Source organism: Aeromonas aquatilis (assembly GCF_054052405.1).
This window is the reverse complement of the sequence record NZ_JBSTYP010000017.1, coordinates 1-14,687: the sequence shown is the minus strand read 5'-3', so window position 1 is coordinate 14,687 and position 14,687 is coordinate 1. Positions and strand designations below refer to the sequence as shown.

10 protein-coding genes, 2 tRNA genes and 1 pseudogene are annotated in these 14,687 nt (G+C 57.6%); 6 read left to right on the top strand and 7 right to left on the bottom strand.

All coding sequences use genetic code 11. The annotated features are described in order from the left end of the window. The first annotated feature begins 94 nt into the window (after positions 1-94). Positions 95-436: a FlxA-like family protein gene (locus ACW5W8_RS08525; RefSeq protein WP_498627424.1), complete on the top strand. Its 342-nt coding sequence runs from the start codon at positions 95-97 to the stop codon at positions 434-436. A gap of 22 nt (positions 437-458) precedes the next feature. Here ACW5W8_RS08525 and ACW5W8_RS08520 read toward each other — a convergent pair whose 3' ends face one another. Then, entirely contained in the window at positions 459-911 is a 453-nt protein-coding gene (locus ACW5W8_RS08520; RefSeq protein WP_498627423.1) for an RNA methyltransferase, read from the bottom strand. 204 nt (positions 912-1,115) lie between these two features. On the opposite strand from ACW5W8_RS08520, the gene ACW5W8_RS08515 reads away from it, so the two are divergent. Together ACW5W8_RS08515 and ACW5W8_RS08510 are read left to right on the top strand one after the other, a co-directional pair. Further along, on the top strand, positions 1,116-2,207 hold the full coding sequence (locus ACW5W8_RS08515) for a PfkB family carbohydrate kinase (protein WP_498627339.1): 1,092 nt from the start codon (positions 1,116-1,118) through the stop codon (positions 2,205-2,207). After that, positions 2,201-3,109: a pseudouridine-5'-phosphate glycosidase gene (locus ACW5W8_RS08510; RefSeq protein ID WP_498627337.1), complete on the top strand. Its 909-nt coding sequence runs from the start codon at positions 2,201-2,203 to the stop codon at positions 3,107-3,109. The genes ACW5W8_RS08515 and ACW5W8_RS08510 overlap by 7 nt, the downstream gene beginning before the upstream one ends. A gap of 75 nt (positions 3,110-3,184) precedes the next feature. Here the strand turns inward: ACW5W8_RS08510 and ACW5W8_RS08505 are convergent, their stop codons facing one another. The 4 genes from ACW5W8_RS08505 to ACW5W8_RS08490 form a co-directional block, all read right to left on the bottom strand. Continuing rightward, entirely contained in the window at positions 3,185-3,910 is a 726-nt protein-coding gene (locus ACW5W8_RS08505) for a carbonic anhydrase (protein ID WP_498627421.1), read from the bottom strand. Between the two features lie 336 nt (positions 3,911-4,246). After that, positions 4,247-5,521: an alpha/beta fold hydrolase gene (locus ACW5W8_RS08500; protein ID WP_498627336.1), complete on the bottom strand. Its 1,275-nt coding sequence runs from the start codon at positions 5,519-5,521 to the stop codon at positions 4,247-4,249. Between the two features lie 426 nt (positions 5,522-5,947). After that, positions 5,948-6,023, bottom strand: a tRNA-Asn gene (locus ACW5W8_RS08495). A gap of 4 nt (positions 6,024-6,027) precedes the next feature. After that, positions 6,028-6,103: transfer RNA gene (locus tag ACW5W8_RS08490), tRNA-Phe, on the bottom strand. A gap of 265 nt (positions 6,104-6,368) precedes the next feature. Here ACW5W8_RS08490 and rraB point away from each other — a divergent pair. Both rraB and ACW5W8_RS08480 read left to right on the top strand, forming a co-directional pair. Beyond that, positions 6,369-6,704, top strand: coding sequence for a ribonuclease E inhibitor RraB (gene rraB, locus ACW5W8_RS08485; protein ID WP_026034893.1), 336 nt, complete (start codon positions 6,369-6,371; stop codon positions 6,702-6,704). A 122-nt stretch (positions 6,705-6,826) separates the two neighbouring features. Further along, positions 6,827-8,378: pseudogene (locus tag ACW5W8_RS08480) on the top strand (IS1182 family transposase). 108 nt (positions 8,379-8,486) lie between these two features. On the opposite strand, the gene ACW5W8_RS08475 reads toward ACW5W8_RS08480, so the two are convergent. After that, the gene (locus ACW5W8_RS08475; protein WP_498627418.1) at positions 8,487-10,442 is read right to left on the bottom strand and encodes a sensor domain-containing protein; all 1,956 of its coding nucleotides are present in this window, start codon (positions 10,440-10,442) and stop codon (positions 8,487-8,489) included. A 185-nt stretch (positions 10,443-10,627) separates the two neighbouring features. Here ACW5W8_RS08475 and ACW5W8_RS08470 point away from each other — a divergent pair, with 185 nt between their 5' ends. After that, a complete protein-coding gene (locus ACW5W8_RS08470) occupies positions 10,628-11,122 on the top strand; it encodes a hypothetical protein (RefSeq protein WP_498627334.1) in 495 nt (164 codons plus the stop codon). A 70-nt stretch (positions 11,123-11,192) separates the two neighbouring features. Here the strand turns inward: ACW5W8_RS08470 and ACW5W8_RS08465 are convergent, their stop codons facing one another. After that, entirely contained in the window at positions 11,193-14,639 is a 3,447-nt protein-coding gene (locus ACW5W8_RS08465; protein ID WP_498627333.1) for a type I secretion C-terminal target domain-containing protein, read from the bottom strand. Positions 14,640-14,687 lie beyond the last annotated feature (48 nt).

Below are 14,687 nucleotides of genomic sequence, written 5' to 3'. Positions count from 1 at the left end.
AGTATCTCGACGCTTGGCCGATAAGGGGTTAATTAATCAAATTAATTAACAATAACGGGAGCCAGCATGCAGATTTCCTTACCCCCCCTCAGCCATCGGTCGCCATGAAACGGCAGCCAGTGACAACAATCATTCTGGTGAACCCCAAGGAAAAATTGCGCAATTACAAGCCAAGGCGGCGAAAATTCAAAAACAGATCAGTAACCTGACAAAACCTAATGGGGATGATGCGCCAACGGATAAAGAGTCAGCAAAGCTGCGACAAGAACAGATAAAAGTGCTGCAACAGCAGCTGGCAGTGATCATGGCTGAAATTGCTCGCTTGCAGGCTGACGCAGCCAAGAAAGAGGGATCAGCCAGTAAAGAACAAGAGACACCCGCAGTCACCACATCCAGCAACTTGCCACTGAACAGCACTTTTTCCATTACTGTGTGATTATCCATCGCCACACCACGATTCAGGGCTGTCGATATCCCTTTGCCAGCCGGTCATAGAGGATCACATTGACCGAAGCGGCCAGATTCATACAGCCCTTGGTCGGTACATAGACCACATCTTTCACCGCGCCATAGAGGGCGGGATCGAGCGTGCCATCCTCCGGCCCGAAGATATAGAAGGCGCGTTCCGGATGGATATAGTCGGGAAGCGGCGTAGCGCCATCGATCAGATCGACCACCACGGGCACGCATCCCTGCGGGATAAACGCCATCAGATCATCCACCCCGAGCAGCGGGATCTTTTCCACCATCTGCTTGGTATCGGTGGCAAAGCGGCGCGCCAGCTCGAAGCGGTTGCCGGTGTAGTAGACCTCGTCTACCCCGTAGCAACCGGCCGCCCGCATCACGGAACCAACATTTTCCGGGGACTTGGGATTGACCAGCCCCACGCAGCAGAATGCACTCTTTTCCATCATCTCTCCTTAATCTTGCGGCGGCCATTATAATCAGCTGCGAGGTCATCGACCCGTTAAAAGTACCTCGCCAGGCTCAACGACTCGTCGCCCCATCACGAATGTCGATTTTTTGTGCGCAACCCGACAAATTTTGTACAAGTCGATAGCCAGCAAACGTTTCCCAGCAATAATGGACAAACGTTTGTAAATGGATACTTGTCTATGACTGAGCGTGAACAAGAGATCCTCGCCCTGCTGCGTCAGGATCCCATGATTGCCCAGCAGGAGCTGGCCGATCGCCTCGGCATCAGCCGCTCCGCGCTGGCCAGCCACATCTCCAGCCTGATCCGGCAGGGATATGTGCAAGGCAGAGGGTATGTACTGCGAGAAGGCCCCTACGTCGTGGTGATTGGGGGCGCCAATATGGATATTTGCGGCACCAGCAACGACAACCTGCTGCTCGGCGACTCCAATCCGGGCAAGGTGCGTACCTCGGCCGGTGGTGTTGGCCGCAATATCGCCGAGAATCTGGCGCGGCTCGGCAGTGATACCCGACTGCTGACTGCTGTCGGCAACGACCAGTATGGTCACCATCTGCTGGAGGTAAGCCAGCGGGCCGGCGTCGATGTGCGCCAGACTCTGGTGCTCGATGGCCACACCACCTCCTGTTATCTCAGCCTGCATGATGGCAGCGGCGAAATGAGCTGTGCCATCAATGACATGGCCATTATCGAGCAGCTCACTCCTGCCCGCCTGACCCCACTCGGCGGCTTTCTCGGCGGTGCCCGGCTCTGGGTGCTCGACACCAATCTGGCCATCCACACCCTCGACTGGCTGTTTGAACGGCAGGGTGATCACGCCATCTTTGTCGATACTGTTTCGGTGGCCAAGGTGGAGAAGATCCGCCCCTGGCTCGGCAAGATCCACACCCTCAAACCCAATCGCAGCGAGGCTGAGCAGCTGTGCGGCATAACCATCGCCGGACCCGAAACCTGGCCCATGGTGGCCGCCTGGTTCCACCGCGCCGGGGTCAAGCGACTGTTCCTCAGTCTGGGTGAACAGGGGATCTTCTACAGCGATGGCGAGCAGCAGGGCCACCTGCCGGTGCTGGGCAGTCCGGTACTCAACGTCACCGGCGGCGGGGATGCCTTTATGGCTGGCCTCGCCCACGCCTGGCTGCAACAGCTCGACATAGCCCAAACCACCCGCTTTGCCCTGGGCTGCGCCGCCCTCACCGTCAATTGTTCCGATACCGTTTTTTCCGGTCTGAGCAAGACCGCCGTTGACCGCATACTGGAGGAGTACTCATGCTGAACGCTTACCTCGATATCCAACCGGAAGTTGCTGCCGCGCTAGCCGCCGGCAAACCGGTCGTCGCCCTCGAATCCACCATCATCTCCCACGGCATGCCCTATCCGCAGAACGTGGAGACGGCCCGTCAGGTGGAGCAGGTGGTGCGCGATAACGGCGCCATTCCGGCCACCATCGCCATCATCGACGGCCGCCTCAAGGTGGGTCTGGATGCCGGTGCGCTGGAAGCACTGGGCCGGGCAGGCCACAGCGTCACCAAGTGCAGCCGCCGCGACATTCCGTTCGTATTGGCGCGCAAGGGGATGGGAGCCACCACGGTCGCCTCCACCATGATCATCGCTGCCATGGTGGGGATCCGGGTCTTTGCCACCGGTGGCATTGGCGGGGTACATCGCGGCGCGCAGGAGACCTTCGATATCTCGGCCGATCTGCAGGAGCTGGCGCAAACGCCAGTGGCAGTGGTCTGTGCCGGTGCCAAATCAATTCTCGATATCGGGCTGACTCTGGAGTATCTGGAGACGCAAGGGGTGCCGGTGATCGGCTATCAAACCGAGGAGCTGCCCGCCTTCTACACCCGCGAGAGCGGCTTCAGGGTCGATTATCGCCTCGATACCCCGGCAGCCATCGCCGAGGCGCTGCGCCTCAAGTGGGAGCTGGGACTGGCGGGCGGCGCCGTGGTGGCCAATCCCATCCCGACCGCACACGCCATGCCGAAAGCCGATATCGACGCAGCCATTGCCCGGGCGCTCCATGAAGCGGACGAGCAGGGGATCAAGGGCAAGGCGTCAACCCCCTTCCTGCTGGCCCGCGTCTGCGAGCTGACCGGCGGCAACTCGCTCGCCGCCAACATCCAGCTGGTACTGAACAACGCGGCCCTCGGCGCCCGCATCGCCGCCAGCCTCTGATCGCACACCGACACCTCGCCATGTAAAAGAGGGCCTCGCGGCCCTCTTGTTGTTTTTGCTATCAGCTGCGCTGTGTTATTGCAGTACCACGCGCCCATTGAGTGGTTGCACCGGCCGGTTGTTGGGGTGGTGCATCACCGCCTTGAAGGCATCGATCTGGGCTTGACTGACCTCGACCGGCTGCTTCATTACCAGCCAGCGCACCCCTTCCGAGCAGGGCGGCGTGGTGAGGGAACCGCTAAAGCGATAGTAGTCACGGTTCTCGGGCAGCAGTTGCTCAGCGGAGAGCGGCGCCTTGAGGGCCTGGATCTCCCCCACCTTGGCAGGTAACGCGCTCCAGGCTGCCGCCAGTGCCGAATTCGCCTTGCCCGCCTCGAACATCACCGCCACTACCGCGATCTCTCCCTTGTCACTGACGTGTACCAGATGCCCTTCCAGCGGATAGGATTTGCCCTCGATGAGGTTTTCACTCGGGGCGTGGAAGTGGAACTGCTTGAGCTCAAAGGTAGTGCCATCGAGTTGCAAGGTGCTGCCCGGGGCATAACCGACCTGCACGGTATGACCGTTATTGACCACGGTCTTGCCACCCGCCTGATAGTGGAGCGCCAGCGGAGCCAGCTTGGCCTCGACCAGCCCGCTCAGGTCAACCGGCGACTGATTGCTGCCCGCACACTGACCAAACTCCGGGGTCAGCTTTGCCCAGTGGGCAGGCCCCGCCTCGCCGCTATATTCCCAATGGGGGGTCGCAGCAAACACGACAGGGCACAGCAACAGGGAGCAGGCCAACAGAGACTTTCTCATCATACATCCTTATCTTGATTGAAAAGCACGACCATCCCCTCCCCCGGATAGCGGGGCATGCAGAGATGGCATATCAGATACGCGGATACAGAGCATCGGAGCGACTTTCTAATGGTAACGAGCACGGGTTGGTCAATCGGTTTGACCGCTACTCAATACAGAGTCGTTTGGCAAGTATATGGTGAGGGATCGACAGAGACAGTGAAAGAGGGGGAAATTAATCAGCCGGCTATCCACTCATCGTCTGGCGGATACGGGTCAAGGTTCAGGGTGTCACGCTTTCATAACAACCATCGCGGGAATCCGAGCTCCCGCGATGGTTGCCGATAACGGCAATTAACGGTCGCGATTCAAGGCGATCAGGCGATCAAGAATCGCTTCACCATCGGCACGCAAACCGTTGTGCTCATACTCATTGGTGATCCAGGCGCGACTGTTGCCAAGACCACGCAGAGTTTCGCGACTGTAGTCAAACTCCACATACATATCCTCGGCATAGACAGCGCAGGCTACCGGCACCTGGTTGCGGGCCAATTGTGCCGGATCATAGAGCGCACCCCAGTCCGCCTTGTTGGCCAGCAAATGAGCCGCCTCTTTCAGGGGCAGCAACTCGCGGAACTGCTCGAACATCCAGGGGTAAACCATCTCGCCGGTGAAGGCGAAATCCTTGCCGGGTGCCCAGTTCACCGCCGGGAATTCCCCCCTGACCCGAGCCGCCGCCCAGCGAGTCGCCTCCCCTTCGGCATAGATAGCCTCGTGCAAGATGGCAAACAACGGGTTGGTATTGAATGGCTGCATGCTCTGCACCTGATAGAGAAAGGCCGGGCTCAGCGTGTCGCCGATAAAGGCCTCTTCCAGCAGGTAATAAAGCTCCTCGAAAGCACCCGTAGCACCGAGATCCAGCCCCTGCTGCTGGAACTGCTCCACCGTCAGGCGCTGGCCGTTGGGCAGTCGCACATCGTGCTGGTGCAGATGGTTGGCCAACCGGTTGGCAATCCCCTGAGCGTGGGGGAAGCGGGCGAAGAAAGCACGGTTCTTGTCAGCCACCCTCTGGTAGGTGGCGCGGTAAACCTCCTCGGCACTGCGGCCGATCGGCGCGATACCGCCGGTGATATAGACCTCCCGCAGGCTATCGGGGAAGAGCGAGAGATAGGTCAGGCAGCAAAAACCGCCAAAGCTTTGCCCCAGCAGGCTCCAACGATGCTTGGGGCTAAGCTCCTGCCGGATGAACTCGGCATCTTGCACTATGCTGTCGGCGCGAAAATGGCTGAGATACTCCGCCTGTTCGGTCGGGGTCATGTTGGCCAGGGCATGGCCATGGATGGGGCTCGACATCCCGGTGCCGCGCTGATCCAGCAGCAGCACTCTGAACTCCTGCAACGCCCGCTTGAGCCAACCACTGTTGGCCGTCGGGCGCGGTGCCCCGAACCCCGGCCCACCTTGCAGAAACAGCAGCCAGGGCAACTTCTCATCGAGCTTGTCTTTACGGCAGAGGGTGCGGGCAAACAGGGTAATGCTGTCACCATCCGGCTCATCATGATCGAGGGGAACGGTAAAAAAGTGCGGCTCACAATGAATACCGTCCAGTACATAGCTCAAGGGGCTGTTCATCTGGGATCTCTCCGTCAGGATGGGAACATCATTGCACCCATCATAGCCCCACCCTGCCTTGGGGTCACTCCGGTTTTCCAAAATGTTAACAATGGCTTAAAGGTCGAAACATCACCCGACAAGCCGCTCTTCAACGGTGCTGAATTAATTGTTTTGCGGGGGAGATTGACGCCATGGCGCCATTCAACAAAGATGGCTTGCCTGCACAGGAGTGCAGCCATTCAGGCTGACAACATGGATAAGGGAATGTGATGAAACCGAAGTGGATCAGGGCCAGAAAAAGAGAGAAGAAGCCATGCCCTGGCAGCATGCTGCAGACCGGAATGCTGCTGTTCAGTGCCACCTGTGGCGCAACGCTCTTTTTGGCAGCATGCAACAGCAACTAGAAATGAAAAAGCCCGCTCGATTGAGCGGGCTTTTCGAATTTGGCTCCTCCTACTGGACTTGAACCAGTGACATACGGATTAACAGTCCGCCGTTCTACCGACTGAACTAAGGAGGAATTTTGGTGCCCAGAGACGGAATCGAACCGCCGACACGGGGATTTTCAATCCCCTGCTCTACCGACTGAGCTATCTGGGCAACGGCGCGCATTAAACCCTTTCCTGCGTAGAGTGTCAACCATGATGGCACGATAAAAAGCGCGTTCGCTCAACAACCGAACGAAACGACCATTTATTCGCCATTCCAGTCCCGTTTCCCGTACTTGTTGGCCTCTGAACCCCCTGCAGTCTGCGCTAATATGATGGAAATTCGAGGTTCAGTGGGTCCGCCGCATTGAGCCGAATCCACTCTGCGAGTATGCTTTGCCGCAATGATACCGCCTGGAGGCAACATGAGTCTGAATATGCAAGAGTGGCGTGATGAGACCACCGAGATCGTCAACGAACTGCTGGCCGATGGCAGCAATCCCGATGCGGATTACGACATCGAGCACCACTTCGCCTGCCAGGATTTCGACCGTCTGGAAAAAGCAGCGGTTGACCTGTTCAAGGCCGGTTTTGAAGTGACCGATGCCGAAGAGATGGAACTGGATGACGGCGCTACCATCTTCTGCTTCGATGCCACCATCGAGTGCAAGCTGAATGTCGAAGCGATCGTAGCCGATATCGCCAAGATGCTGCCCATCCTGGAAAAATACGGGGTGGATTACGATGGCTGGGGTACCTACTTCCAGGATTGATCCTGCCTCCATCGTAAAACAACAAGGCCACCTTGCGGTGGCCTTCAGACTGCTGACAAACCCCTGGACGCCGATCCCGGGGTTTGATCTAATTGCTGCATGGCCAATAAATGGACTGCACCATGCTCAGAGAACCCGCACCCCAACAATTTGAGATCGAGATGGTCACCCTTGAGGAACTCGTCCCCCAAGACCACCTCCTGCGCAAAATCGGCAAGTTCATCTCCTTTGAATTCATTCGCGACAAGGTTCGCCACTGCTATTGCCCAGACAATGGCCGCCCCGCCATCGACCCGGTTCTTTTCTTCAAGATGCTCTTCATCGGCTATCTCTTTGGCATTCGCAGTGAGCGCCGTCTGGTTCAGGAAATTCACCTCAACGTGGCCTATCGCTGGTTCTTGCGCATGCGGCTGACCGACAAGGTTATTGATGCCTCCAGCTTCTGTCAGACCCGCCGCCGCCGCTTTGCCGAGTCCTCTATCTATCAGGACATCTTCGATGAAATCGTCAATCAGGCCATGAGCTACCGGATGGTCGGCGGCCGGGTTCTCTATACCGACAGCACCCACCTGCAAGCCAATGCCAACAAGAAGAAGCTGACCGAGGTCGAGGTCACTGTCACCCCCAAAGCCTATCTTGATGAGCTGGAGCAGGCTATCGATGAGGACCGTGAACAGCATGGGAAAAAACCGCTGCGCCGCCGGGTAAAAGCCGCACAATCGGAGCAATCGGAGCAATCGGAGCAATCGGAGCAACCAGTGCAAGGCAAGTCTCAAGCTGCCACCCCCACCGGGGAAACGCGGACCATCAAGCAGAGCACCACCGACCCCGATAGCGGCTACATGGTGCGCGAGGGCAAACCCAAGGGCTTCTTCTACCTTGACCACCGCACGGTCGATGCCAAATACGCCATCATCACCGACAGCTTCATCACCCCGGGCAACGTCCATGACAGCGTGCCCTATCTCGCCAGGCTGGACCGACAAATCGAGACCTTTGGCTTTGACGTCGAAGCGGTGGGACTGGATGCGGGCTATAGCAATGCCCCCTTGCTAATGCCATGGGCTGATTGAGCGAGGGTTGGCACACAGCGTCATTGGCTACTGCCGCCCCTCGAAAAGGAAGGGCATGCTGGCCAAACGTGAATATCGCTACGATGCGCAGCAAGACTGCTACCACTGCCCGCAAAACGAAATCCTGCGCTACCAGACCACCAACGGGGAGGGATACCGGCTGTATGCCAGCGACCCGGACAAGTGCCGGGAATGCCCGCTACGGGCGCAATGCACGCGCAGTAAAAAGGGTATCAAGCAATTAAGCCGGCATGTCTGGCAGGGAGACCGGGAGCGGATAGCCGAAAACCGGCTGAGCGAAGTGGGCAAACAGATTTACAAGGGGCGGCAAGAGACGGTGGAGCGCAGTTTTGCGGATGCGAAACAGCATCACGGGCACCGATATGCGCGTTATCGGGGTCTGGGCAAAGTGCAGATGCAAGGACTGCTGGCCGCCGCGTGCCAGAACATGAAGAAAATCGCGTTGGTGCAGAGCAGGAAGGGGAGTAAGGGCCCGACTCCGCCGAATTCCCCGGCAGATGGTCTTGTTAGGGCGATAGCATGGTCTTTGATGCCTTTTTCATGGCGAAGATGGCCGATAGGCCGACTTGTCAGCCAATGAGCAGCCCCATGACGCCGAGCGAAAAAAGAACCCCCTCTTTGAAAAAGAGGGGGTTCTTCAGCAATCTGAAGGCCACCTTGCGGTGGCCTTGTTGTTTCTGGCGATATCTCACACCAGATAACTGGCGGCAAACTCCGCTGGCGGCAGGGGGCGACTGAATAGATAGCCCTGTAACCGATCACACCCCGCCTCGGTCAACCACAACTGCTGCTCGGGTGTCTCAACCCCTTCGGCGGTGATCCGGATCCCGAGCTCATGGCCCAACCCGATCACCGAACGCACGATAGCGGTGGTCGCGCTATTGCTGGCCAGCCCCTGTGTGAAGCTGCGATCCAGCTTGAGGGTCGCCACCTGCAAACGCGGCAGGTAGGCCAGCGAGCAGTAACCGGTACCGAAGTCGTCGATGGCCAGCTGAAAACCGGCGGCGATCAGGTTGTCGAGGTTGGTCTCAATCTCATCGGCGTTCTCCATCAGTACCCCTTCGGTGATCTCCAGCTCCAGCTGACTGGCCTTGAGACCATGGCGAGCGATGCAGGCCGAGACCCGCTCACAGAGCGCCGGATCACGAAACTGCAGCGGCGAGAGGTTGATGGAGAGCACCATATCCGGCTGCGCAGTTTGCCACTGCGCCAGCTGGGCACAGCCCTGCTCCAGCATCAGCTGACCAAGCTGACCGATGATCCCCATCTCTTCCGCCAACGGCATGAATTCGTCGGGGGAGATCATCCCAAGCTCGGGATGGGGCCAGCGACAGAGCAGCTCGGCCCCGTGCAGCCGGTGGGTGCGGGTACAAATGATGGGCTGATAGACGGCAACCAGCTGGGCTGACTTGATGGCGAGCGGCAACTGAGCGGCGATCAGCTGACGCCGCTTGAGCCGGGCATGCAGCTCGGGATCAAACAGGGTGCAGTACTGTTGCTGCCGTTTGCCCTGCGCCAGCGCAGCCTCGGCATGGCTGAGCAACCGCTCGGCATCGCTTGCCCGCCCCTGGGCCACTCCCAGAAACACCGGGATCTGGATGCGGTGATCTTCCACCTGATAGTGCTCCATCAACTGCTGCTGCAGATGCTGGCTCCACCCCTGCAATGGCTCGTTGAAGTCCGGCAGCAGCAGGCTGAAGTCATCGGCAGCGACCCGACAGAGCAGGGAACGCGGCGGTACCAGCTGCTGCAACCGCTTGGCCACCTGGCTGAGCAGGCGGTCAGCAATCCGGATCCCGAAGCGATCGTTGATCTCACGAAAATGGTGCAGATCGACCAGCACCAATGTGGCATTGCGCCCCCCAAGATGGCGGCTGGTCTGCAAGAACCGGGAGAGTTTGAGCAGTCCGGTCAGACTGTCGTAGTGCTGCTCCTGCTGCAACTGCGCCTGAGTGGTGCGCAGACCGGTGATGTCACGCCCCAGCGTCAGGATCCCGAGGGAGTGGCCGTCACCATCGGGGACATCGACCCGGGTGATCTCCATGTGTCGTCCCTGCCCACTGGCATCCAGCAGACAGCACTCGCCGTGGCCCATCCCCTGCGGCGCCGACAACCGGAACGGCAGTTGCTGACCCAGCACCTCATCCGCCCCCTGGCCGATAAAGTCGAGAAACGCCTGATTGCACTCCAGCAGCACCCCATTGTGATCATCGAAACGGATCAGATCAGGAATGGCATCGAGCAGAAAACGCTGCAACAACTGCTGCTGTTTGACCGTCTGTTCCAGGCTCTTGCGCTGGGCAATCTCGTTAACTACGCCGAACACTGCGCACGCCTCTCCCTGCGGGGTGTAAAGAGGCACCTTGTGCACCTCCATCCAGCAGGTATCACCACCCCGGTTGCAATGGAGCTGCTGATACAGCATCGGCACGCCCCCGGCAAGCAGCTGTTCATCCTCACTGCGAAAGAGATCGCCCCAGGGCATCTCTGCATCTGTCTTGCCGACTACCTCGGCAGGCGACTCCAGCTTGGCTTCACGGGCGAACTCACGATTGGCGAACAGATAACGCCCATGACTATCCCGACAGAAGATACTCATTGGCAATTGGTCGATGATCTGCTGCAGCAGATCCGGGGTGAGCATGTTGGTCACAGGGGCGCTTATGGAGGAATTTCGAGCAAATCTATGATAGCAAACCCATTTTGTAAAGCACCCCGATCACCTCCCCATAACACCGAACGCTGGATGGTTGCTGACAGAGATTGTCGCTCCGGCGATAATAGGCGCCGGTTGGCCAATGGCCTGGTGATATGGACGAGAGAAACAAGATGAAAAAGATGATGGGGAGCGCATTGGCGCTGCTGCTGGTTGGTTGTGCTGGTGACAATAACGGCGGTGAGGAGTATCGCTACAACCAGCCAATTGCCAAGGCAACCAACAACACTCAGGAAATGGCGATCCCGGTGGATCTGGTGTGGGCACGCGCCGAGAAGTGGTTCACCGATCACGGCCTCACCATCGAAAACAGCCAGCGTGGCTCCGGCCTGATGACCGCCAACGTCAACCAGTCAGCCGACGGGCTGGAGTGGCTGGACTGCGGTACCATGGGTTCCAAAGTTGCACTGGGCAACCCGAACCTGCAGATCAACCTGATCATCACCCAGAGCGGTAACAGCAGCGTGGCCACCGTCAACGTCAAGGGCAACACCGAGCTGTTCTTCGTTGAATCCTCAGGCGAGCGTGTACCGGCCCCGTCCATCAAGCCGGTCTGCGTCTCCCGCGGCACCCTGGAGCAGAGCCTGTTCGCCACCCTCGGCAACTGATTTCTCTTCCCTGCAAAGATAAAAAAAGCGGCAGATTGCTCTGCCGCTTTTTTATTGCCCCAAATTGGGCTTACTTGTCGATATCGAGCATGTTGTTGGCCAACATGTAGTCGATAACCTGACTGGCACTTGACGCACTATTACCGGTCAGACTTGCAAAACTATGACCAGACAACACGATCTCTTGGGTAGCAAGGCCCCCCTGCGACTCGCTGACCTTGAAATGCACGCCTTGGCTATCTTCAAACACAGACAACAAACCTTTCAATGATGATTCATTTTTAGCGCCATCGTGATCCAGCAGATCACTCAGATCCAGCTTGTCGCGCAGCGTCGGATCACTCAGGCTCGGTTTGAAGTCCGTGACAGTATCAACGGCCAACTTGCCTGATTCGGTATCCCCCTTGTTCCACACGAAGATATCCGCTCCATCGCCACCGGTCAGTATGTCATTGCCCAGACCACCGTTCAGAGTATCGTTGCCCAAACCACCGCTCAGAGTATCGTTGCCCAAGCCGCCGCTCAGAATATCGTTCCCGGCACCACCATCCAGCTTGTCGCTGCCGGTGCCGCCATAAAGGATATCCTTGCCATCGTCACCGTAGAGCTCATCGTCACCGCCCTGGCCAAACAGGATATCGTCCCCCAGACCACCGTGCAGCTTGTCGTTGCCCCCTCGGGTATCGCCCGCCACATCAAGTGAGTTGGCATTTCCCTTAATGTACTCGTAAAGCTCTATCGAGCTGGGTGCATAACCGTTTTTCAAGGTCAGGAACTGGGTCAGCCCATCCAGTCCCTTACCATCAACCCAATCTGCTGGCTTGGCCGGATTACCGGCCGTGCCCCAGGGCAGGTTGTCGGTGTTGATGGCATCCCCGAACAGAACATCGTTACCCGCGCCACCGTGCAGGACATCCGCCCCCACTGCCGCAGGTGTATTGGTGGTCGAACTGCCAACCAGCACAGCCTTAAGCTGATCTGCCGTGGTGATGATATCGGGTTGGCCAACCGGCGGGTAGGTCACCTTGCTCAGGTTATCGATAGTCAGGGTAGCTGTTCCTGAGTTTCTCCCCTCGTTTATGGTAAAGACATAACGGTAATCCCCGGCAAGCAGCGCGCCGCTGCTGATGGTGCCAATGGAGGTCACAGCAGCGCCCACATTCACCCAGGAAGTGCCGTTCCAGCGTTGTAGTTGCACCGAGAAACTGTCAGCGGAGCCGACATCACCACCCTTGCCAAGGTCGAAGCGCAGACCGCTACCAGCCACCAATGTCATTTTTTCGCTGGCAAATACCGACGCATCATTTCCCGCATTGTCCTTCAACTCCAACCGACTACCGACCCTTGTGACACTCCCCGAGCTATCGCCAGTCTTGCTCCAGCTACTCGTGTTCCAAGACCCCGCATTGCCAGAAAAATCATTCAGTAACAGAGTGTTTTCATATTCACTGCCTGAGCCAGTCACCTGCGTGTTGTCAAAATAATTCAGATTCTCCTTCGTCACGCCATTACCGATGCCGATCGCCTTGACCTCGCTCTGCCCAGATAAAGGAGCAAACGCATCGATGGCTTTTTGCATCGCATCTGATTCAGATGCGTTTCTGTTCCCGTTATAAGCCGTCGGATCACCATCGGTCAGGAAATAAGTGACATTCTCAAAGGTCAATCCGGAGCTGCTACCAGGCTTGCTGTTAAACCACTCGGTCGCCTTGATAAAGGCATCCTCATAGTTGGTCACACCGCCAGCAGACAACGAGCTGACCTTGTCGATAAATGACTGCACATTACTCTTGGAGAGATCGTTAATCGTCAACAGTGAACTTGCCCACTCATGAAAGCCTATGAGCGTCACGTTAACGACACCATCATGATCTGCAAGCTGATTGGCCAGCACTTTCAGCGCTGCAATCGTCAACGTCATTCTGTCTTTACCCGCTGCAGGAGATTGGCTGCCATCTAATCCCCACTTCATGCTACCCGACATATCAACGATCAGAGCGATATTGTAATTTTTGCCCGGTTCAACCGAGGTCTTGATACCACCGATATCTCCCAGCAATACATCATCACCACGCCCACCCTCGACAGTGTTATCACCGTTCGGATTGCTGGGCTTGACCATAAAGCCGGTATCCGCTTCGGTATATTTCACTTCACCGGCTATCGGCTGACCATTCATGTCATACTCTTGCGAGCCGGCCACCACGGTCACCTTGATATTCTGGCTACCGACAGGCAACTCCACCTGCAGCGACAATTTCCCGTCTTTATCCAGCATGCTGGCTGGCACCTTCCAGCTGCCGTCTGCCTGCAGTGTGCCGCCTGACAGTAGCGTCCCCTGAGGTAACCCTTTGATGGTCAGCTCGGTAAAATGTTCGCTGCCATCGGTATCGATCAGATCGACATCCACTTTCAACGTCGCCAGATCAGCCACCTTGGTCAGGTTGCCATCCTTGAACTCATACTTGCCATCTTGCAGGTAAAGGGTCTCAACGCTGTAAAAATCATGGTTGGTCAGCGCCCCGCTAACCGGATCTTGATAAACCAATCGGTAATTACAGCTCGGTGGCAACCCTGTCGTCACCAGCTTCAGATCCTTCATCGAACCCGGCATATAGGCCACATCCAGACCATCGCCACCATAATATGAGGTAGAGGCCTTCAAGCTCTGGGCAATCAGCGTGTCGTTACCTCCATCCCCCTGCAGCTTGACCGAGGAAGTTGCGTTTTTACCCCCGATCAGAATGTCATCGCCATCGCCACCAATCAGGTGATCGTTGACACTGGCACCACCGATCAGTATGTCGTTACCCACCCCGCCATCGGCCTGGAAGCTGCCACCACTGCCATATTTGATCGTGTCGTTGCCGCCACCGGCCTGAACCCAGTTGCCATTACTGGAAACCAGATAATCATCTCCGCCAGTCGGCGACGTAGAAGGCGTCTTGCCATTCAGGCCGGACACAATCTGCTCCACCTTCACCGCGCCCGGCACAAACCCGCCACTCACCAGCTCAACCTTCAGCGTCACGCCGTCAGCCACCGGCTTGACGTCAACCACAAAGGTCGCATTACCGCTGTTGTTTACCCCGTCGCTCACCTGATAACCGAACGACGCATAATCCCCCAGCTTGTTACCGTCCGCTCCGGTGTTTGCACCACTGCTCACCGACCCGCTCGCCTCATGCTGGTCAGGCAGGAACTGCAGCTTGCCGGCGACGATATCGGCCTGGCTAAATACCTGATCTTTCACCACTGACTGCCAGTTACCGTTGGCATCCTTGTACTGCAGCACCCCATCAGCCGGCAGTGAGGTGATCTTGATCGACAGCTGAGCCGCAGCGGTATCGACATCGCTGGCCTTGAAGTCGCTCCACTTCAAAGTAAGCGGCATATCTTCTTCACCCTGGGAATAACCGCCGGAGGTAGTAGGTGCGTCGTTCACCGGGGTCACGGTGATGCTCAGGGTCGAGCTGTCGGTCGGACCCGAGCCGTCGGTCAGCACATAGGTAACCACCGGCACCGCGCCATTGTAGTTGGCGGCCGGGGTGAAGCTGTACGCCCC